This window comes from Rhizobium sp. 01L410 (assembly GCF_056400165.1).
Genome location: NZ_JBFTST010000008.1, coordinates 132,607 through 150,888, shown reverse-complemented (window position 1 = coordinate 150,888; position 18,282 = coordinate 132,607). Strand labels below are relative to the sequence as shown.

Below are 18,282 nucleotides of genomic sequence, written 5' to 3'. Positions count from 1 at the left end.
GCCTGCATAAATGTGCTCATGCAATTTTTGCCGCCCCGTCACGGGGCGGTGACATTATGGGGCATTGGCAGAATGGTGGATATAGCCGCTGATCCGGTACAGCGCGCGTTCCTCGGGGTGGAGAAATCCATTCTCGACAATCGCTGGATTTCGCGGCTCGACCAGGCCGGGCAGAACCGCGCACTCGCCATGTCCCAAGTCCATGGCCTGCCGGATCTGATTGCGCGCGTGCTTGCCGGCCGCGGCGTTGCTGTCGATGAAGCCGTCGAGTTCCTCGATCCGACCATCCGTAGCCTGATGCCCGATCCCTACAAGCTGACCGATTGCGAGAAGGCGGCAAAGCGTCTGGCGGAAGCCATCCGGCGCGGCGAGAATGTTGCGATCTTCGGCGACTATGACGTCGACGGTGCCGCCTCATCGGCCCTGATGTACCGCTTCCTCGCCCATTTCGGCGTCAAGGCCGAGATCTATATTCCGGACCGCATTTTCGAAGGCTATGGACCGAATGCTGCCGCGATCAACCAGCTGATCGACAACGGCGCGAAACTCATCGTCACCGTCGATTGCGGATCGACCAGCCACGAGGCGCTCGACGCCGCCAAGGCGCGCAATATCGACGTCGTCGTCATCGATCACCATCAGGTGACACACGCGCTGCCGCATTGCCACGCGCTGGTGAACCCCAATCGCGAAGACGATCTTTCGGGGCAGGGACACCTCTGCGCCGCCGGCGTGGTCTTCCTGGTGCTGGTGGCCACGCTCCGATTGCTGCGCGAAGCCGGCGACAAGCGCATTCTGGCAATCGACCTCTTGCAATGGCTGGATATCGTGGCGCTCGCCACGGTCTGCGATGTCGTCCCGTTGAAGGGTCTGAACCGCGCCTATGTCGTGAAGGGCCTCGTCGCCGCGCGCCACCAGAGCAATGCGGGTCTTGCCGCGCTGTTTCGCAAGGCCAGCCTCTCCGGGCCGGTCACACCCTATCATTTCGGCTTTCTCGTCGGCCCCCGCATCAATGCCGGTGGCCGTATTGGCGACGCCGCCCTCGGCAGCCGCCTGCTGACGTTGGACGATGCCGGCGAGGCGGAGACGATCGCGCAGAAACTCGACGAACTGAACCGTGACCGCCAGGTCATGGAAGCCGCCATGCTGCAGGAGGCAGAGGCCGAGGCAATGGCTGAGTATGGCGATGGCCAGGGTGCTTCCGTCATCGTGACTGCCCGCGACAAGTGGCATCCCGGGATTGTCGGCCTTCTGGCCGCACGTCTGAAGGAGAAGTTCAAGCGCCCGGCCTTCGCCATCGCTTTCGATCCATCGGGCCGCGGCACCGGATCCGGCCGCTCGATCAACGGCTTCGATATGGGACGCATGGTCCGCGCCGCCGTTGATGAGGGGCTGCTGATCAAGGGCGGCGGCCATGCGATGGCCGCGGGTCTGACGGTCGAGCGCGAAAAGCTCGGCGCCCTGCGCAGCTTCTTCACCGAACGCGCCGAAAAGACCGTCGCCAGTCTCGTCGCCAACGAAACGCTGAAGATCGATGGCGCGATCGGTGCCAGCGGCGCGACGCTCGATCTCATCGACCGTCTGGAAACCGCAGGTCCGTACGGCTCCGGCCATTCGCAACCGGTCTTCGCCATCCCCGCTCATCGCTTGCGCGATGTCAGGACGGTCGGCGAAAAGCATGTCAAGGTGACGCTGGAAGCCATGGACGGCGCCCGTCTTGATGGCATCGCCTTCCGCGCCGCCGATACCGCTCTCGGGAACCTGCTGCTCAATTCACGCGGCGCCAATCTGCATGTCGCAGGCTCGCTCGGCGCCGACCATTACCAGGGCTCGCGCCGCATCCAGCTGCGCGTTTCCGATGCGGCGCCGGCGAAGTGAGCCCTACCAGTCGGCCGAGAGCTTGGTGAGATACTGCCCATAGGCGCTCTTGCCGAGCTTTTCTGCAAGCTTCGCCAGATCGTCCTGGCTGATATAACCCATGCGCCACGCCACTTCCTCGGGGCAGGCGATCTTGAAGCCCTGGCGCTTCTCCAGCGTGCTGACGAAGGCGGCCGCATCGAGAAGGCTATCGGGCGTGCCGGTATCCAGCCACGCATAGCCACGGCCCATCAGCTCCACATAGAGTTCGCCGCGCTCCAGATAGGTGCGGTTGACATCGGTGATCTCCAATTCACCGCGCGGTGACGGCTTCAGATTGGCGGCGATATCGACGACCTGCTGGTCGTAGAAATAGAGGCCGGTCACCGCCCACTGCGACTTCGGCTGCTTCGGCTTTTCCTCGATCGACAGCGCGTTCATCTTGCCGTCGAATTCGACGACGCCGTAACGCTCGGGATCGGTGACGTGATAGGCAAAGACCGTGGCACCCTTGCTGCGCGCCGTCCCCGACTTCATGATCTCCGGCAGACCGTGACCGAAATAGATGTTGTCGCCGAGAACCAGCGCGGAATTCTGGCCGTTGATGAAATCGGCGCCGATGATGAAGGCCTGCGCCAGGCCATCAGGGCTCGGCTGCACTGCGTAGTTCAGCGAAATGCCCCATTGCGAGCCGTCGCCGAGAAGCCGCTTGAAGGCCTCGACATCGTGCGGCGTGGTGATGATCAGGATGTCGTTGATGCCGGCCAGCATCAGCGTCGTCAGCGGGTAGTAGATCATCGGCTTGTCGTAGACAGGCATCAGCTGCTTCGACACCGCCTGGGTGATCGGATGAAGCCTGGTGCCGGTGCCGCCCGCTAGAATGATCCCCTTCATCTCAGTCTCCTCAAATCGCATTTTTCAAAATGGCTTTGACCGCAATTTCCGTCGAGCTTTTCCAGCCGGGCAAGCGGATGCCGTAGGTGGCAGCGAGTTTGTCGCCCGAAAGCCGCGAATTGGCGGGACGTCTCGCGGGCGTCGGATATTCGGCAGTGGTGATGGGCGTAACGACGGCACTGTTGCCGCCGATCGCTCGCGATTGCGCAAAGATCTCGGTGGCGAAATCGGCCCAGCTGGCTTCGCCGGTCCCGGTCAGATGAAACGTGCCGCGCAGCGCGGGATCCGCATCAGCTTTCAAACGCGCCGCAATGGCGAGGATCGCATCGGCAATATCAAGCGCCGCTGTCGGGCACCCCCGCTGATCGGCGACGACGCGCAGCTCGTCGCGCGTTTCGGCAAGCCGCAGCATCGTCTTCACGAAATTGGCGCCGAAGGGCGAATAGACCCAGGCGGTGCGCAGGATGACGTGATCGGCATTGCCCGCCGCCACCCGCAGCTCCCCTTCGAGCTTGGTGCTGCCATAGACCGAGATCGGACCGGTTGGGTCGGTCTCGACATAGGGCGCAAGCTTCTCGCCGGAGAACACGTAGTCGGTAGAGAGATGGATGACGGGGATGCCAAGCTTGGCCGCCGCTTCGGATACGGCGCCGGCACCAGCTGCATTCACGGCAAAAGCTGAATCAGGCTCGCTCTCGGCCTTATCGACAGCCGTATAGGCCGCGGCTGAGACGATCACGTCGGGCTGTGCGGCTGCCAGAGCCGGCAGCACACTAGCGAGATTGGCAAGATCGAGCTCAGGACGGCCAATCGCGATAACCTCAATGCCTGAGGGTGCTGTCGCCAGAAGCGACCGAGCGACCTGACCCTCTCTACCCGTTACGGCGATGCGCATCGTCATCGTCCCTTGAAGACGCCAAGGCGTTCGCCGGAATAGACGTTGTCGCGCAGCGGGCGCCACCACCATTCATTGTCGAGATACCAGCGCACGGTTTTGTCGATGCCGCTGTCGAAATTCTCCGCAGCCTTCCAGCCGAGCTCCGTCTCCAGCTTGGTCGCGTCGATCGCGTAGCGAGCATCGTGGCCAGGCCGGTCGGTGACATTGGTGATCAGGCGCGAATGCGAGGCCTTGTCCGGAAACACGGTGTCGAGAATGGCGCAGATGCGCTCGACCACCTCGATATTGCGGCGCTCGTTGCGGCCGCCGACATTGTATTTTTCACCCGGGCATCCGCGGGACGCGATCGTGAACAGCGCACGCGCGTGATCCTCGACATAGAGCCAGTCGCGGATATTGGCGCCGTTGCCGTAGACCGGCAGCGCCTTGCCATCTAGCGCGTTGAGGATCATCAGCGGAATGAGCTTTTCCGGGAAGTGGTAGGGTCCGTAATTATTGGAGCAGTTGGAGACCACGACCGGCAGCCCGTAGGTCCGGTGCCAGGCGATCGCCAGGTGGTCGCTCGCGGCCTTCGAGGCCGAATAGGGGGAGGAGGGGTCGTAGGCGGTCACCTCCTCGAACAGGCCCTGATCGCCGAGCGAACCATAGACCTCGTCCGTCGAGACATGCAGGAAGCGGAACGCCGCCTTGGGTCCCGCATCGAGGCCATCCCAGTAGTGTCGCGCGGCATCGAGCAGGCTGAAGGTGCCGACGATATTGGTCTGGATGAAATCGCCAGCACCGGAGATCGACCGGTCGACATGGCTTTCAGCGGCCAGATGCATGACGATGTCAGGGCGGAACGAGGCGAAGGCTTCCTGCATCTTCGCCCGGTCGCAGATATCGGCCTGCAGAAAGCGGTAGTTGGCGGCGTTCTCGACAGATGTCAGCGAGGCCAGATTTCCGGCATAGGTCAGCTTGTCGATATTCAGCACCTCGGCGCCGATCTCGCTCACCAGATGACGCACCAGCGCCGAACCGATAAAGCCTGCTCCCCCCGTTACGACGACACGCATTGCCGGAAATCCCCTGAATTACTGTGCTGAAAACTGAAAATGGCCTGGAATATCGGAAAGCTTCGGAAGCTTCCGGTCCTTGTCGGAAAGCACAGCATGCGCCTCATCGACCGGCCAGCGGATGCCGATATCAGGATCGTTCCACAGGATGCCATGGTCGTGTTCCGGGCTGTAGGGCGCCGTCACCTTGTAGCTGATCACGCTGTTCGGAGCGAGCGTCACGAAGCCATGTGCGAAGCCTGCCGGTACCCAAAGCTGGGCACCGTTATCGGGCGTCAGTTCTTCGCCGAGCCACTGGCCGAAGGTCGGAGAGCCCTGGCGAATATCGACGACGACGTCGAGAATGGCGCCCTGAAGGCAGCGCACCAGTTTTCCTTGGGCGAGGGGTGGCGTCTGAAAATGCAGCCCGCGCAGCGTGCCTGCTTGTCCCGAAAGCGACTCGTTGTCCTGGACGAAGGTGACGTCGGCGACATTCTCGCGAAACCATCCGTCCTTGAACACCTCGGAAAAATAGCCGCGGTGATCGCCATGCCGCGCCGGCGTGATCTTCAGGATACCCTCGATCGTCGTGGTCTCGATGCGCATGGTCTTTTTCTATCCGGCCTGCATCACGCTCATCAGCATATCCGCCTGCGAGCGGCTTTGCATGGCTGCAAATCCATTCGCTGCGATGAGCTCGCGCTCCTCGTCATCGGCAATAAGCTCCTTGCAGCGCTCGACGAGATCTTCGTAAAGCTCGACTGCCAGGCCGCCCATGAACGGCTCGAGATCCGGATCCTCGATATCGCCTTCGGTCAGAACGCAGACGCGGTTCGCCAGGAGATAGGAGATGCGGACGATCTCGAAGACGCCGCTTTCATAGTGGTGGATGTTGATGACGATCTTGGCGCGGGCGATCGCGGCGTCGCGCTCGGCACCGTAGACGTTGAAGAGATGGACGACCTTCAGCCCCGCCTCGTGGAGAGCCATGAGGATATCGCGACGGCGATCGTTCATCGAGCCGTAGAACAGGACGTCGATATCCTTCACCGGCGCCCATTCGATCTGCGTCAGCACCTCGCTGTAGCCGATTTCGAGAACGCCGGCGTGATCGATACCCTTGGCCGCCAGGTTCCGCCTGTTGCGCGGGCTGTAGTCGAGCACGGGAAAGGACTTGAGAACGGCGGTATAGCGCTCGTTCATCCAGGTGCTGTCGTCTGATACCTGCTCGAGATTGACGATGACGCTGTCCTTCGGCAGATGCGCGGTGATCTCCGGCGGCAGCAGATTGCCGCCATAGACGATCGGCGAGCGGCCAGCAAATTCGCTCATCTCGCGCACGATCGGCGCCGAGCCGCCGAGCTCCTCGAACGCGCCCTGCAGCCCGAGCGCCACTTCATCGAAGGCATGGCTGTGATTGTAACCCTTGGGCGTGACGATCCAGATGCAGTGCCGGTCCTTATGCGCATCCCAGCCGCCCTCGAACGCTTGCAAGCCCGAAAGACCTGACGCAACCGGTTCTGCGACAGAGAGCGGTGCCAGAGGCTGACTCATCGCCTGCAAGGCGGCGGCATTCGGTGCGGGCAGCGATTGGTCGCCGGCGCTTGACGCGCTTGCCGGCCGCGACTTGCCCTTGGGGAAATTGCCACGCGGCGTCCAGTCGGGCGGATCGTCGCCGGTCCAGATCAGCTGGGGCTGCTTGACGATAGGCATCCGGCCTTCCTGCCACAGCTCGAGCTTCGCCGGATCACGCGTCTGCAGGAACGCTTCCTTGCGGCCGTAGAGGCTGTGGAGCAGCTGGCCGGTCCGGGTGCCGAACTTCCATTCGAAATCTTCGGCGGAGGGCACGAAGGCGGAGACTTTCATGCCGCTTGCCACCGCATGCGGGATGTAGAGCCCAAGCAGCCGTTCGATCACGAAGGGCCGCATTGCGGCATCGCCGTCGCGGCTGTAATTCGCCGTGCCGCTATAGGCACGTCCGGCCGGCGTGCCGCGCGCCGCCTCCTGCTCCAGAGCCTGCAGGATATGTTCGCAAAAGGCGAAATAGCCGGACCAGAATTTCTGGTTTCCGACGAAATAGTTGCAGAAGAAGAATGAAGTGCGGCCCTGCGGCGGCGCGATCGGATAGCCCATCTCTTTGAGATGGCCGAAAACCGGCTCCATGCCGGGATGGCCGCCCATCATCGCGTGTTCCCAGACGTTGCTGTAAACAGCGGCGTGGCCGATCAGCGGATTGTAGAGATAGGCATCGGCGCCGCCGGCGCGCGCTTTTCTCGCCTCGGAGATGAAGGATTGCAGACTGGAGACCGATTTGGTCTCGAACTTGCTGGACAGCAGCCCCCAGAACACGTCCTCTTGCAGCCCGGCCTGCAGATGGTGTTCGTGCAGTATCCGGAAGAGTTCATATTCGCGCGTCGTCGATTGCGTGTTGAAGGAAATGTCGAAGGGCAGGGCGGCCGAATCGACATTCGCCCGCTGTTTAGCGTCGAGATAAGGCTGGTAGACGATCACCGATCCGGATTGCTGCGCCTTTCCGGTCAATTGCTGAAGGCTCGGCAATCCTGCGGGCAGGGTGGTCGGAATCTGCTGGTTGATCGTCAAAGTCGCGTCCTTCGAATGCCGCCTCCGCTGGAAACAGAGATTCCCGCGAGGCTATCCGGGCCGGACTATTGGCATTGAAGCTTGCGCCACCCTGTTGGATGCGCGGTGCATGCGACGGGCGGATATCGCTACGTCGAGTGTGTGTGTTTGCTTTAGCGTGAAGGTCCACGAAACTTAAAAACATTCTCTCAGAAATCGAGAGAGATGTGGCACGCCCTAGGGGAGTCGAACCCCTCTTCCCAGAATGAAAATCTGGTGTCCTAACCGATAGACGAAGGGCGCTTCCTTCGTGGTGGCGCCCTTATAGTCAGCACCTTTCTGACCCGCAAGCGGTAAAATGCGAAATTCCGTAGATTTTTTCTGAGCTTGTGGAAATACCTTGCAGCAGGCGCCGAAGTCCCTGGAATACAGGGGATGCCGCGCCTCGCAGTAAGATCGGCAGGACACGGTTTGCAGCCACTGACCCAAAAAAGATTGAAACGAATTCCGCCGCCACCGGTTTTCCAGATGTCACCACCTCAACAATGGAGACAGATATGAGCAAGACTGATGTGAAGGAAATCCAGAAGCGCGCCGAGCGCCAGGTCGAAAACACCAGCGGTGGCGGCCATCTCGGCGGAACCTATTTCGGCCAGCAGCCCGACGGCAAGACCGCCTCGGTGAGCAGCAAGGAAGGTCCGAAGGCGAGAGCCAATGACGGTTAAGGAGAGAGCCCCGCTTCGGCGGGGCTTTCTTTGCCGGCCGCGCACCAAAGGATTCGAATCGCCATCCAACGATGACAATCCGCCGTCGCGAAGAATACTCGAAAAGCCAGTTTTTCTGGATGGAAACAGGAAGAAGCAGATCACTCTGCAAGCGTCTCGATCATTGAAAATGAAAGAGAGAAGTGGCACGCCCTAGGGGAGTCGAACCCCTCTTCCCAGAATGAAAATCTGGTGTCCTAACCGATAGACGAAGGGCGCTTCCTTCGTGGTGGCGCCCTTATAGTCAGGGTCTTTGAATCCCGCAAGCGGGAAATTCGTATTTCCTTCAAAAAAATGACACGCCAACATCAGCGGGATTTTTTCGAGTTAAATCAACGCTCTGCGCAAGCTCTTTCGGAGACGCATAGTGGTTGACTTTGCGTTAGGGCAAAAGCGGCGCGGTGTCAGATGGCGCGGGCGCTTGGCGGCGTGTTGCGCCGGGCGCCGCATCCCCAGTTCCAGTCGCGATTGTTTCCGGTGTCGAGATGGACCGAATCCGTGTGGCAATACGTGCCGACGCCGCCGCGGCCGGGAAGCGAGCGGATATAGCTGGCGATATCCCATTTCGAGACGCCGTCGATCTGGATGTCGGCGGCATCGCAGCTCTTGTGCATCGATTCCTCGGCGCCGCCGACCTGACGGTTGTGCTCCGGATCGCGGTAACCCGACGTGACGATCACCGGGCGGCCGAAATGGGTCTCGACCGTTTTGATGACGTTCAGGAGGTTGGGCTTGAAACAGCTGACCTCGACATTGGCGTTCTGCACATGGATGCCATTCGGCGCCACGCGTGTCATGCCGGGCAGCGAGGCCTTCTGCAGGAGCCCGGAGAGGCTGCCGAGCAGATTCTGCTTCGGCGCGGCATAAAGCGCGTTGGTGGAGGCGCCCTGCAGGCTGCCTGTTGCCAGCGACGCTGCCTGATAGGGCGCAACCTGAGTGCTGGTATTCTGCGACGATTGTTGCGGCGGCAGAATCTCGCCCTGCGGCGCCTGTTGAGGCTGCTGTTGCTGTTGGGGCGTCCCGAAGACGCCGCCGCGCGACGTTGCAAATCCGCCCTGCACCGGCGCATAGGCGTTTGCATCGGCCGGCTGGATGACCGTCGAGGTGCGGTTGTTTTGAGGCGGTGCGGGCTGCGCCGAGAAGATGCTCATCGCATTGGCATTGATGCGGGTCGATTGCATCGCCATGCCGCCGATATTGGCGGGCTGCATCTGCGGTGCGCCGGGCGGCATGTTCGCGGCATTGGGATCCATCGCCGCTGTCTGCTGCTGGCCTCCGGCCGCTGCCACCATCGGGTCGCGATAGCCGGCCGTCTTGGAGCCGGGCTGGCCGGCGGGAGCGCTCGCCGCTTGCTGCGCGGCGGCTGGCGCGGGTGCAGCAGCCGCAGAATCAAGTGCCTTCTGGTCGGACACGCAGCCTGCAAGCGCAAGCGTCGAGACTGCGGCAAGAAGCAGGCACGGACGGGTTCGAAGATGGGGCAAGCGTAGGCTCTCCGGTCAAAACTGAAGCAGCCCGGCGCTAGCCCGACTGCAGGAATTGACCGGAAGGTGCCTGCGGCGGTTGGATGCGGCAAGTGCGAACCGGCGTCTCGGGCCGGAAATCGCAAAAGCCGCAAGCCTCACTAAAGCCTCAGCCTACCAGACGCCGGTATTGCCCATGGAAAGCCAGGGTTCGGCTGCCGGCAAGCTGCCGCTCTTCTGCAGAATCTCGATCGAGATGCCGTCCGGAGAGCGGACGAAGGCCATGCGGCCATCGCGGGGCGGGCGGTTAATGGTGATTCCACTGTCCATCAGCTGTTGGCAGGTGGCGTAGATGTCATCCACCTCATAGGCGAGGTGACCAAAGTTGCGTCCACCGGTATAATCCTCCGTGTCCCAGTTATAGGTCAGCTCGAGGCAGGGGGCGCCATAGGCTTCAGCGTCGGAAATGTCGTTGGTGGCAGCAAGGAAAACGAGCGTGAAACGGCCCTTTTCGTTCTCCGAGCGACGGATTTCTTTCAGTCCGAACAATGTGCAGTAGAAATGCAGCGAGGCATCGAGGTCCTTCACGCGGACCATGGTATGGAGATAACGCATTCTATTTCCTTTCGAATGTTGGGTCGTAACCCGGATAGGCGAGCGGACGTCAGCTTCGGGCAAGACATGACGCTAAAATCAGCAACTGGGAATAACCGAAAACAGGACTTGCGCTTATCCGTTACCAAGATGTTAATCTTGATTTCAAGAATCAGTTAACCGTAACAGTGTGACGCGTAATGAGGGGCTGGCGACATGGCTGATAGGATTTCATCGAAGGAGTTCATTGAGCTCGAAGAGCTATCGGGGGATAGCGTCGATCTCATTGAAATCACCGGTGTCGTTAAGTGGTTCGATGTCGCCAAGGGATTCGGTTTCATCGTCCCCGATAACGGCATGCAGGACGTGCTCCTTCATGTGACCTGCCTGCGCCGCGATGGCTATCAGACGATCCTCGAAGGCACCCGCATCGTCGCGCTGATCCAGCGCCGCGAACGTGGCTATCAGGCCTTCAAGATCCTCTCGATGGACCAGTCCACGGCAATCCATCCTTCGCAGCTGCCGCCGGTGCGCACCCATGTGCAGGTCACCGCGACGAGCGGCCTGGAGCGGGCTCTGGTGAAGTGGTTCAACCGCACCAAGGGCTTCGGCTTCCTGACACGCGGCGAAGGCACGGAAGATATCTTCGTCCATATGGAAACGCTGCGCCGCTTCGGCCTCACCGAGCTGCGTCCCGGCCAGGTCGTGCTGGTGCGCTTCGGGCCCGGTGACAAGGGTCTGATGGCCGCCGAGATTCACCCGGATATGCCAAGCCCGGCAAGCCGCGCCCACTGATGTTCAGGATTGATGAGAATGCATAGAATCAAAGGCGCCTTATTGGCGCTTTTTTTCATTGTGGCAGCACCCGCTTTTGCCCAGCAGCAACAGCCGATGGCCTTCGACAAGGAACCGCTGGCCGTGCAGACGGCCTCCGGCAAGATGCTGAACTTCACCGTCGAGATCGCCTCGACGAACGAGCAGCGTCAGTATGGGTTGATGTATCGCAAGGAAATGCCTGAGAATGCCGGAATGCTGTTCGACTTCGGGCAGTCGCGCCGGGTGACGATGTGGATGGAGAACACCATCCTGCCGCTCGATATGCTGTTCATCGACAGCAAGGGCGTCATCCGTCACATCAAGGAAAATGCCGTGCCCTTTTCGGAGGACATCATCGATTCGATGGGCGATGTGAAATACGTCGTCGAGCTGAACGCCGGCACAGTCAAGAAGCTCGGCATCAAGACCGGCGACAAAGCCGCCAGCGCGACAATCACGAAAAAATAAGGGGAAGCTTACTGCTTCTTCTTTGCAGCCTGCGCCTGGGTCACCGCAGCCTGACGCATGCGTTCCATGAAGCGCGCCATCTTCGCCTTGACCGAACCATAGGTGCCAAGCTCGAAATTGCAGCTGTAGCAGCTGATGATGTCGTTATCGAGCGGCTGCGGGCGCGGGAAATTCATCCGGGTCTTGCCGCATTTAGGGCAGGGGATTTCGACTTGCATGACCGGCTCCCGTACCAGCGGATGACCGCCTGCTTACCGTAGAAATCTAGGGAAAATGGTCGGAGTGGAGAGATTCGAACTCCCGACCCTCTGGTCCCAAACCAGATGCGCTACCAGACTGCGCTACACTCCGTCTGAGGGGGCAATACACGCTTCGCCGGGGGGCCGCAATATCAAAAACGCGTTTGTCCCATCCTTAAATGCGGCTTTTGCATTCAGGATAGTGTCAGGAAGCCTCTCCATGGTCGCCCGGATTTTAAGATGGGCGGCCAGAGGCTTGAGTCGATGGTCCGCCCGGCGCGGAGCGAACCTGACAGCATGGCCATGACACTGAAGACGGCGCGGATGCGCCCCAAGATCGGCAGCATTACGCTCGCCGTCATCGTTTCGCTCTATATTCTCGCCGTTGCCAACTACACGTTCTGGAGCCGGGCCTACATCTATTTCGACGGTCACCGGTTGGCTTTCGCCGGATTCGTTATCGGCATGATCGCGCTGACGGTGGCGATCGCCGTCACCGTTTCCGTCAAATATCTCATCAAGCCGGTGCTGATTCTGCTTTTGCTGGCGGCTGTCGCGGCCGCCTGGTTCACCGACAGGTTCGGCGTCATCATCGACCGCGAGATGATCCGCAATGCCGCCGTCACGACGCAGTCGGAAGCGCAGCACCTGATCACCACGAAATTCATTTTCTACATGCTGCTGGCCGGCGTCCTGCCGTCGCTGTTCATCGCGGCCGTGCGCGTCGTCCACCGGCCGTTCCCCAGCAAGTTTCTGCACAATATGGCCGTGATCGTGCCCTGCATCACAGTCATCGCGGTGATCGGCATGGGCTTCTATCCGACCTATGCCGCCGTCGGCCGCATCCATCGCGATCTGATGATGACCATCAATCCGCATTTTCCGCTGGGCAGCGCGGTCTATTTCACCGCGACCTATGGCGACAATCTCAATCTCGTGCGTCAGCCGATCGGCACGGACGCGCACCAGATCCCGGCGGCTTCGCCGGCCAAGCCGCGTGTGCTGATCATCGTTGCCGGAGAGACGGCCCGCGGGCAGGACTTTTCGCTCGGCGGCTATGGCCGCGATACCAATCCGGAGATGAAGGCGCGCGGTGTCACCTTCTTCCCGGATGTCACCAGCTGCGGCACGGAGACGGCCGTCTCCATTCCCTGCATGTTCTCGGTCTACAAGCGGACGGAATACAGCTACCGCAAGGGGCTGGTCACCGATAACCTGATCGATGTTCTCGGCCATGCGAAGGTCGGCGTCGAATGGTGGGACAACGATACCGGCATGTACGGCGTCGCCGACCGCATCAAGTACAAGTATCTGCCCGACAGCCGCGATCCGCGGTTCTGCAAGGACGGCGAGTGCCTGGACACCATCCTGCTCGACAAACTCGATGACTGGCTTTCCAGCGTCAAGGGCGACAGCGTGCTGGTGCTACACCAGCTGGGCAGCCACGGCCCGGCCTATTATCTGCGCTATTCCGACAGCGCCCGGCGCTTCACCCCCGATTGCCGCGCCGCCGATTTCGCCACCTGCAAGCCGGAAGAAATCACCAACGCCTATGACAACACCGTTGTCATGACCGACCAGGTGCTGGCCGCGGTGATCGACAAGCTGAAGGCGCATCAGGCCGCGCTGGCCGGTTCGATGATCTATCTCTCCGACCACGGCGAATCGCTGGGCGAAAACGGCATCTATCTGCATGGCGCGCCGTATTTCATCGCGCCGAAGGAGCAGACGCATGTGCCGATGGCGCTGTGGCTGTCGGATGATTTTGCCAGCGAGACGCGGCTCGACACCGCCTGCATTGCCGCTCGCGCCAAGCTGCCTGCCTCGCACGACAATCTCTTCCACAGCGTTCTCGGCCTGATGGAGGTGGAAACCAGCGTTCGCGACGCGTCGCTCGACCTTATCTCACCCTGCCGGCGGCCCACGGACAAGCTTGCCGCCAAGTAAACTGCGGCAGTTGGGTCTGGCTCGGCTTTTTTCTTGAAACCGCAAGGATTCGCGGATAAGCAAAATTCATCTCTTTGCGCTAGATGGCGCAGAGGGAACCGTGCTGGCGACGGCGCGACAGTTTGAAATTCCAGCGGATGTTGTCCGCGTATCCGGAGGCGAATGCAGCGATGTCTGCCAAGATCTACCGTCCAGCCAAGACCGCCATGCAGTCCGGCAAGGCCAAGACGCATCTCTGGGTGCTCGAGTTCGATCAGGAGCAGCCGCGCAAGATCGATCCGATCATGGGCTACACCTCTTCGGGCGACATGCGCCAGCAGGTCAAGCTGACCTTCGAAAGCCAGGAACTGGCCGAAGCCTATGCAAAGCGCAACGGCATCGAATACCGGGTTCTTCAGCCCAAGGATCCGATCCGTCAGACTGTCGCCTATCCGGATAATTTCCGTTATACCCGCACACAGCCCTGGACGCACTGAGCGTCCGTGCATGCCGCGTTTCGCCGCTATCGCTGGATAGCGGCTGGATGGCCCCTTAGCTCAGCTGGATAGAGCACCTGCCTTCTAAGCAGGTGGTCGCAGGTTCGAATCCTGCAGGGGTCGCCAATTCTTTTTTCCGAAAATTTTGAACGCAAAAGCGGCGCCTTGGTGCCCCTGCCGAGGAATTGAACCTGGATCGGCTGCTAACGGCGCAGCTGCTCTGACGTTGAGCTACGAGGGGCGTGAGGCATTGTATGCCTCCGGCGTGCCGCGGCTTCAACGCGTTCTTCGCCGGACGGTTAGCCGGTAAGCTTAATGCACATGATGCCGAAGGCATGATGATTGAAAAAGGCCCGGTGATGAACCGGGCCTTTTCTCGTTTACTGCGGGGTGTTGCCACCGGCTGCGGGCGGCGTAGCCGGGGCCGGAGTAGCGTTTGTATCGGCCGGTGCCATCGGCTTGACGGGAGCCGGTGCCGGGGCGGCCGGTTCCGACTTCGTAGAGGCCGTCGTCTGCGGGTCTGTAGTCGGCGTGCCGTTCCACTCCGTATAGGCAAAGGCCGCGACGGCGACCACGGCGATCGCTGCCACCCAGCCGACCCAGGCGTTGGATTTCTGAGCACCAACGGGTGTGGTCCGGTAGTCGGGAGTGCCCGCCGGATCCAGCGGGCGGTTCGGGTCATTCAGGTTGTTCGGATCGTATGTCATTGTCTCTTCTCCTCTTCACATGGGAGGGAAACTGACATTCACGCTTATTTGTTCCCGAGGCGGTCATTGCTGTTGCCGCTGTCCGGCCCGTGACTGCATCGCAGAGCCGTTCCATGCGGCAAGGGACGAGAGCAGGAGCGCCACCGGAAACGCAGGCCTGTTTGCCGGAATCAATCGTTCCAGCGGAAGATCGGGCGATAGACGCGATTGGCGATCATCAGGCTGCGGTCCGGCCGGATGATGTAGGTTTCCTCGACCTCGCGGCCGCGATTGTCGACGAAGGTGTGCGGAAACTGCGAGCCGATCGGCGACTTGGTCAGCTTCGTCCGGGGTTGGCCATTATAGGTGATGCTGCCCGGGATCGGTGCCAAGCCTGGGCCGGAGATATCGCCGGTCGCAGTGCAGCCAGAAAGAACAGCACCCGCGATGATCGCTGCGGCAAGAGAGAGTTTCATCGGGCGCTCCGTCGGTTGTTTGTTATCTCAGGCAATTAGGCTTTCGCTCGCTCTTGTCTATGGCCGGTATCACAGCGATTCGCCAACCGCCGCCTGTTGACGAAGAAGTGTATGCTTCCGGCACGCTTTGGCCGGATCTTTGCTTCGCGGTAACCGTGGCTCATTGTTGCGTGAAACAATGCTAATATTACTGCGTTCGCTTTTCATGGACCTGACCGCGATGGCCAAGTCCACGGACCGGCCAACGGCCGTGTCCAAGGACCGGGCTGGAGGCCCTGTCCATCTGATCGAAGGTGCGCGCGTTCCGTCGATTTTCGGCTGCCGGTGATCCGGCATTGAGAAAACGGAGGAATATCATGACTTACGCTCATTCGAGGACCGCGATCGCCGTCCTTGCATCCGCCTGCTCGATTTTCGTCATGCCGGTCAGTTCTGTGCACGCTCTCGATATCTCTATCGGCGGCAGCAACGGCGTCAATGCCAGTGTCGGCCTCGGCTCCGGAAGTTCCGGCGGCCTTGGCGCCAATGTCGGCGCTTCTGTCGGCGGCTCCGGTGGCATCAATGCGAATACCAACGCAACGGTCGGCGGGTCCGGCGGTCTCGTTGATGCCGATGTGAAAGCCAGCGTCGGCGGCAGCAATGGCGTGAATGCGGCGGTCGGCGCCAATGCGGGCGGCAGCGGTAACCTCGCGGACGTCGATGCCGGCGTATCGGCTGGCGGCGGCAGCGGTGTGAACGCCAATGCCGGCGCAACTCTCGGCGGCAGCAATGGTAATATCCTCGATACGGATGTGACCGCGTCGATCGGCGGATCGAACGGCATCAACGCCAATGTGGGCGCAAATATCGGCAATGGCGCAGGCGCCAATCTCGGCCTTGGTATCGGCGGCGGCTCGTCCGGTGGTGGTGCATCTGATGGCGGCAGTGGAAGCGGGATGACGCCGAGTGCGGTGACCCGCGAATTCAGCAGGATGGATGCCAGTGATCAGAGGAAGATGCTGGTTCGCTGCCGCGACATTGCCTCTGGTGGCTATGATGCCGGGCTGACCGGTCTCTGCAAGATGCTGCGGACGCTGGCATCCCGCTAAAGCCGCAAACAAAAAAGCCGCCGGATCGCTCCGGCGGCTTTTTTTGATCTATGATCGCTTAGTGCAGGATCTGGCTGAGGAACAGCTTGGTACGCTCGTGCTGCGGATTATCGAAGAACTCAGCCGGCGAATTCTGCTCGACGATCTGGCCCTGGTCCATGAAGATGACGCGGTTGGCGACCTGGCGGGCAAAGCCCATCTCATGGGTGACGCAGAGCATGGTCATGCCTTCTTCGGCCAGACCGACCATGGTATCCAGCACTTCCTTGATCATTTCAGGATCGAGCGCCGAGGTCGGCTCATCGAACAGCATGATCTTCGGATTCATGCAGAGCGAACGGGCGATCGCCACGCGCTGCTGCTGGCCACCGGAGAGCTGGCCCGGATATTTGTTGGCCTGTTCCGGAATCTTGACACGCTTCAGGAAGTGCATGGCGACTTCTTCCGCCTGCTTCTTCGGCATCTTGCGCACCCAGATCGGCGCCAGCGTGCAGTTTTCCAGGATCGTCAGATGCGGGAAGAGGTTGAAGTGCTGGAACACCATGCCGACTTCGCGGCGCACTTCGTCGATCTTCTTCAGGTCGTTGGTAAGCTCGGTGCCATCGACGACGATCTGACCCTTCTGGTGCTCTTCCAGACGGTTGATGCAACGGATCATCGTCGACTTGCCGGAGCCCGACGGGCCGGCGATGACGATGCGCTCGCCACGCATGACCTTCAGGTTGATGTCGCGCAGAACGTGGAAATCGCCATACCACTTGTTCATGTTGACGATATCGACGGCGACTTCGGTCGTGGAGACGGTGAGCTTCTTGGTTTGAGCTTCAGCCATATTTGTTACCCTCAATTCTTATCGTTTGTGGCCGGTGTCGAGATGGCGTTCCATGAACACCGAATAGCGAGACATGCCGAAGCAGAAAATCCAGAAGACAAAACCCGCAAAGATCAGACCTGTCAACGGTGTTACGGCCGACGCCCAGTTGCCGTCGGAGAAGTTCAGACGGACGATGCCGAGCAGGTCGAACATGCTGATGATCGAGACCAGCGAGGTATCTTTGAACATGCCGATGAACGTATTGACGATGCCGGGGATGACGAGCTTGATCGCCTGAGGCAGCACGATCAGGCGCATCTTCTGCCAATAGCCCAATCCAAGCGAATCCGCGCCTTCGTACTGGCCCTTCGGAATGGCCTGCAGACCGCCGCGGATGACCTCTGCCATATAGGCCGACGCGAAGATCGACACGCCGATCACGGCGCGCAGCAGCTTGTCGACGTTCCAGCCCTGCGGCAGGAACAGCGGCAACATGACGCTGGCCATGAACAGGACGGTGATCAGCGGAATGCCGCGGATGACTTCGATGAAGATGACGCAGACCATCTTCACGACAGGCATCTTCGAACGGCGCCCGAGCGCCAGGATGATGCCGAAGGGTAGGGAGACCGCGATGCCGACGAAGGAGACGACGAGCGTCACCAGAAGGCCGCCCCAGAGCGGGGTTTCTACGACTTCGAGGCCGAGGCCGCCATACAGCAGCCAGAGCGAAACGAGCGGCAGCGCCACGAAGAGCAGCAGAGCATTCAGCCCCTTGCGCGGCATCGACGGCATCAGCATCGGCACCAGCAGGGCGGCGAACATGATGAACACCAGCGTCGGACGCCAGCGGTCGGTGAGCGGATAGCGGCCATAGACGAACTGGTCGAGCTTTGCGTTGACGAAAGCCCAGCAGGCCCCGCTCCAGCCATCGGGCTGCGTGCCGCCCTGAACGGTGGTGGCGCAGAAGGTGCGGTCCGTACCGGTCCAGACGGCCTGGATGAACAGCCAGTTGATCATGTGCGGCAGCACCCAGGCAAGAACTGCGATGGCGATCACCGTCAGGATGATGTCCTTCGGGGTTGCAAGCAGGTTACGCCTGATCCAGGCGATTGTGCCGCGTTCGCTGGATGGAGCCGGTTCGGGCTGCAGCATGGCATTGCGGACGAAAGAAATGTTGGGACCCGACAT

Annotated in this window: 19 protein-coding genes and 5 tRNA genes; 8 read left to right on the top strand and 16 right to left on the bottom strand. The window is 60.8% G+C overall.

What is annotated here, in order from left to right; genetic code table 11:
• The first annotated feature begins 72 nt into the window (after positions 1–72).
• Positions 73–1,878 carry a single-stranded-DNA-specific exonuclease RecJ gene (recJ, locus tag AC1DV9_RS18760; RefSeq protein ID WP_477949664.1) on the top strand — a complete coding sequence of 602 codons (1,806 nt, stop codon included), beginning with the start codon at positions 73–75 and terminating at the stop codon, positions 1,876–1,878.
• A gap of 3 nt (positions 1,879–1,881) precedes the next feature.
• Here recJ and rfbA read toward each other — a convergent pair whose 3' ends face one another.
• The 6 genes from rfbA to AC1DV9_RS18730 all read right to left on the bottom strand — a co-directional run bounded on the left by rfbA (position 1,882) and on the right by AC1DV9_RS18730 (position 7,566).
• Complete coding sequence (rfbA, locus tag AC1DV9_RS18755; RefSeq protein WP_477949663.1) at positions 1,882–2,751, bottom strand: glucose-1-phosphate thymidylyltransferase RfbA; 870 nt, start codon at positions 2,749–2,751, stop codon at positions 1,882–1,884.
• Positions 2,752–2,761: 10 nt separating this feature from the next.
• Complete coding sequence (gene rfbD, locus AC1DV9_RS18750) at positions 2,762–3,646, bottom strand: dTDP-4-dehydrorhamnose reductase (protein ID WP_477949662.1); 885 nt, start codon at positions 3,644–3,646, stop codon at positions 2,762–2,764.
• A gap of 2 nt (positions 3,647–3,648) precedes the next feature.
• Positions 3,649–4,704, bottom strand: coding sequence for a dTDP-glucose 4,6-dehydratase (gene rfbB / locus AC1DV9_RS18745; RefSeq protein WP_477949661.1), 1,056 nt, complete (start codon positions 4,702–4,704; stop codon positions 3,649–3,651).
• An 18-nt stretch (positions 4,705–4,722) separates the two neighbouring features.
• Positions 4,723–5,289, bottom strand: coding sequence for a dTDP-4-dehydrorhamnose 3,5-epimerase (gene rfbC, locus AC1DV9_RS18740; protein ID WP_477949660.1), 567 nt, complete (start codon positions 5,287–5,289; stop codon positions 4,723–4,725).
• Positions 5,290–5,298: 9 nt separating this feature from the next.
• On the bottom strand, positions 5,299–7,284 hold the full coding sequence (locus AC1DV9_RS18735; RefSeq protein WP_477949659.1) for a CgeB family protein: 1,986 nt from the start codon (positions 7,282–7,284) through the stop codon (positions 5,299–5,301).
• A gap of 207 nt (positions 7,285–7,491) precedes the next feature.
• Positions 7,492–7,566, bottom strand: a tRNA-Glu gene (locus AC1DV9_RS18730).
• A gap of 254 nt (positions 7,567–7,820) precedes the next feature.
• On the opposite strand from AC1DV9_RS18730, the gene AC1DV9_RS18725 reads away from it, so the two are divergent.
• Positions 7,821–7,988, top strand: coding sequence for a hypothetical protein (locus AC1DV9_RS18725; protein WP_016553479.1), 168 nt, complete (start codon positions 7,821–7,823; stop codon positions 7,986–7,988).
• A gap of 183 nt (positions 7,989–8,171) precedes the next feature.
• Here the strand turns inward: AC1DV9_RS18725 and AC1DV9_RS18720 are convergent.
• The 3 genes from AC1DV9_RS18720 to gloA form a co-directional block, all read right to left on the bottom strand.
• Positions 8,172–8,246: transfer RNA gene (locus AC1DV9_RS18720), tRNA-Glu, on the bottom strand.
• A 185-nt stretch (positions 8,247–8,431) separates the two neighbouring features.
• Positions 8,432–9,508, bottom strand: a complete 1,077-nt coding sequence (locus AC1DV9_RS18715) for a YcbK family protein (protein ID WP_477949658.1) — start codon at positions 9,506–9,508, stop codon at positions 8,432–8,434.
• A 153-nt stretch (positions 9,509–9,661) separates the two neighbouring features.
• Entirely contained in the window at positions 9,662–10,102 is a 441-nt protein-coding gene (gene gloA / locus AC1DV9_RS18710) for a lactoylglutathione lyase (RefSeq protein WP_310299046.1), read from the bottom strand.
• A 195-nt stretch (positions 10,103–10,297) separates the two neighbouring features.
• Between gloA and AC1DV9_RS18705 the strand changes: the two genes are divergently transcribed.
• Together AC1DV9_RS18705 and AC1DV9_RS18700 are read left to right on the top strand one after the other, a co-directional pair.
• A complete protein-coding gene (locus tag AC1DV9_RS18705; protein WP_112388009.1) occupies positions 10,298–10,876 on the top strand; it encodes a cold-shock protein in 579 nt (192 codons plus the stop codon).
• Between the two features lie 12 nt (positions 10,877–10,888).
• Positions 10,889–11,365: a DUF192 domain-containing protein gene (locus AC1DV9_RS18700; RefSeq protein ID WP_112518634.1), complete on the top strand. Its 477-nt coding sequence runs from the start codon at positions 10,889–10,891 to the stop codon at positions 11,363–11,365.
• A gap of 8 nt (positions 11,366–11,373) precedes the next feature.
• Here the strand turns inward: AC1DV9_RS18700 and AC1DV9_RS18695 are convergent, their stop codons facing one another.
• Complete coding sequence (locus AC1DV9_RS18695) at positions 11,374–11,583, bottom strand: hypothetical protein (RefSeq protein ID WP_148194348.1); 210 nt, start codon at positions 11,581–11,583, stop codon at positions 11,374–11,376.
• 56 nt (positions 11,584–11,639) lie between these two features.
• A tRNA-Pro gene (locus AC1DV9_RS18690) sits at positions 11,640–11,716 on the bottom strand.
• A 185-nt stretch (positions 11,717–11,901) separates the two neighbouring features.
• On the opposite strand from AC1DV9_RS18690, the gene AC1DV9_RS18685 reads away from it, so the two are divergent.
• From AC1DV9_RS18685 to AC1DV9_RS18675, 3 genes are all read left to right on the top strand, one after another.
• Complete coding sequence (locus AC1DV9_RS18685) at positions 11,902–13,551, top strand: phosphoethanolamine transferase (RefSeq protein ID WP_477949657.1); 1,650 nt, start codon at positions 11,902–11,904, stop codon at positions 13,549–13,551.
• Between the two features lie 170 nt (positions 13,552–13,721).
• Positions 13,722–14,027 carry an ETC complex I subunit gene (locus tag AC1DV9_RS18680; RefSeq protein WP_112388167.1) on the top strand — a complete coding sequence of 102 codons (306 nt, stop codon included), beginning with the start codon at positions 13,722–13,724 and terminating at the stop codon, positions 14,025–14,027.
• A 49-nt stretch (positions 14,028–14,076) separates the two neighbouring features.
• Positions 14,077–14,153 (top strand) — tRNA-Arg (locus AC1DV9_RS18675).
• 40 nt (positions 14,154–14,193) lie between these two features.
• Here AC1DV9_RS18675 and AC1DV9_RS18670 read toward each other — a convergent pair.
• The 3 genes from AC1DV9_RS18670 to AC1DV9_RS18660 form a co-directional block, all read right to left on the bottom strand.
• A tRNA-Thr gene (locus AC1DV9_RS18670) sits at positions 14,194–14,269 on the bottom strand.
• Positions 14,270–14,407: 138 nt separating this feature from the next.
• A complete protein-coding gene (locus AC1DV9_RS18665) occupies positions 14,408–14,734 on the bottom strand; it encodes a hypothetical protein (protein WP_477949656.1) in 327 nt (108 codons plus the stop codon).
• A 170-nt stretch (positions 14,735–14,904) separates the two neighbouring features.
• Positions 14,905–15,189, bottom strand: coding sequence for a hypothetical protein (locus tag AC1DV9_RS18660; protein WP_112388084.1), 285 nt, complete (start codon positions 15,187–15,189; stop codon positions 14,905–14,907).
• A 356-nt stretch (positions 15,190–15,545) separates the two neighbouring features.
• Between AC1DV9_RS18660 and AC1DV9_RS18655 the strand changes: the two genes are divergently transcribed.
• On the top strand, positions 15,546–16,277 hold the full coding sequence (locus AC1DV9_RS18655) for a hypothetical protein (protein WP_477949655.1): 732 nt from the start codon (positions 15,546–15,548) through the stop codon (positions 16,275–16,277).
• A gap of 58 nt (positions 16,278–16,335) precedes the next feature.
• On the opposite strand, the gene AC1DV9_RS18650 is transcribed toward AC1DV9_RS18655, so the two are convergent.
• The gene (locus AC1DV9_RS18650; RefSeq protein WP_112388086.1) at positions 16,336–17,109 is read right to left on the bottom strand and encodes an amino acid ABC transporter ATP-binding protein; all 774 of its coding nucleotides are present in this window, start codon (positions 17,107–17,109) and stop codon (positions 16,336–16,338) included.
• 18 nt (positions 17,110–17,127) lie between these two features.
• Positions 17,128–18,282, bottom strand: coding sequence for an amino acid ABC transporter permease (locus AC1DV9_RS18645; protein ID WP_477949654.1), 1,155 nt, complete (start codon positions 18,280–18,282; stop codon positions 17,128–17,130).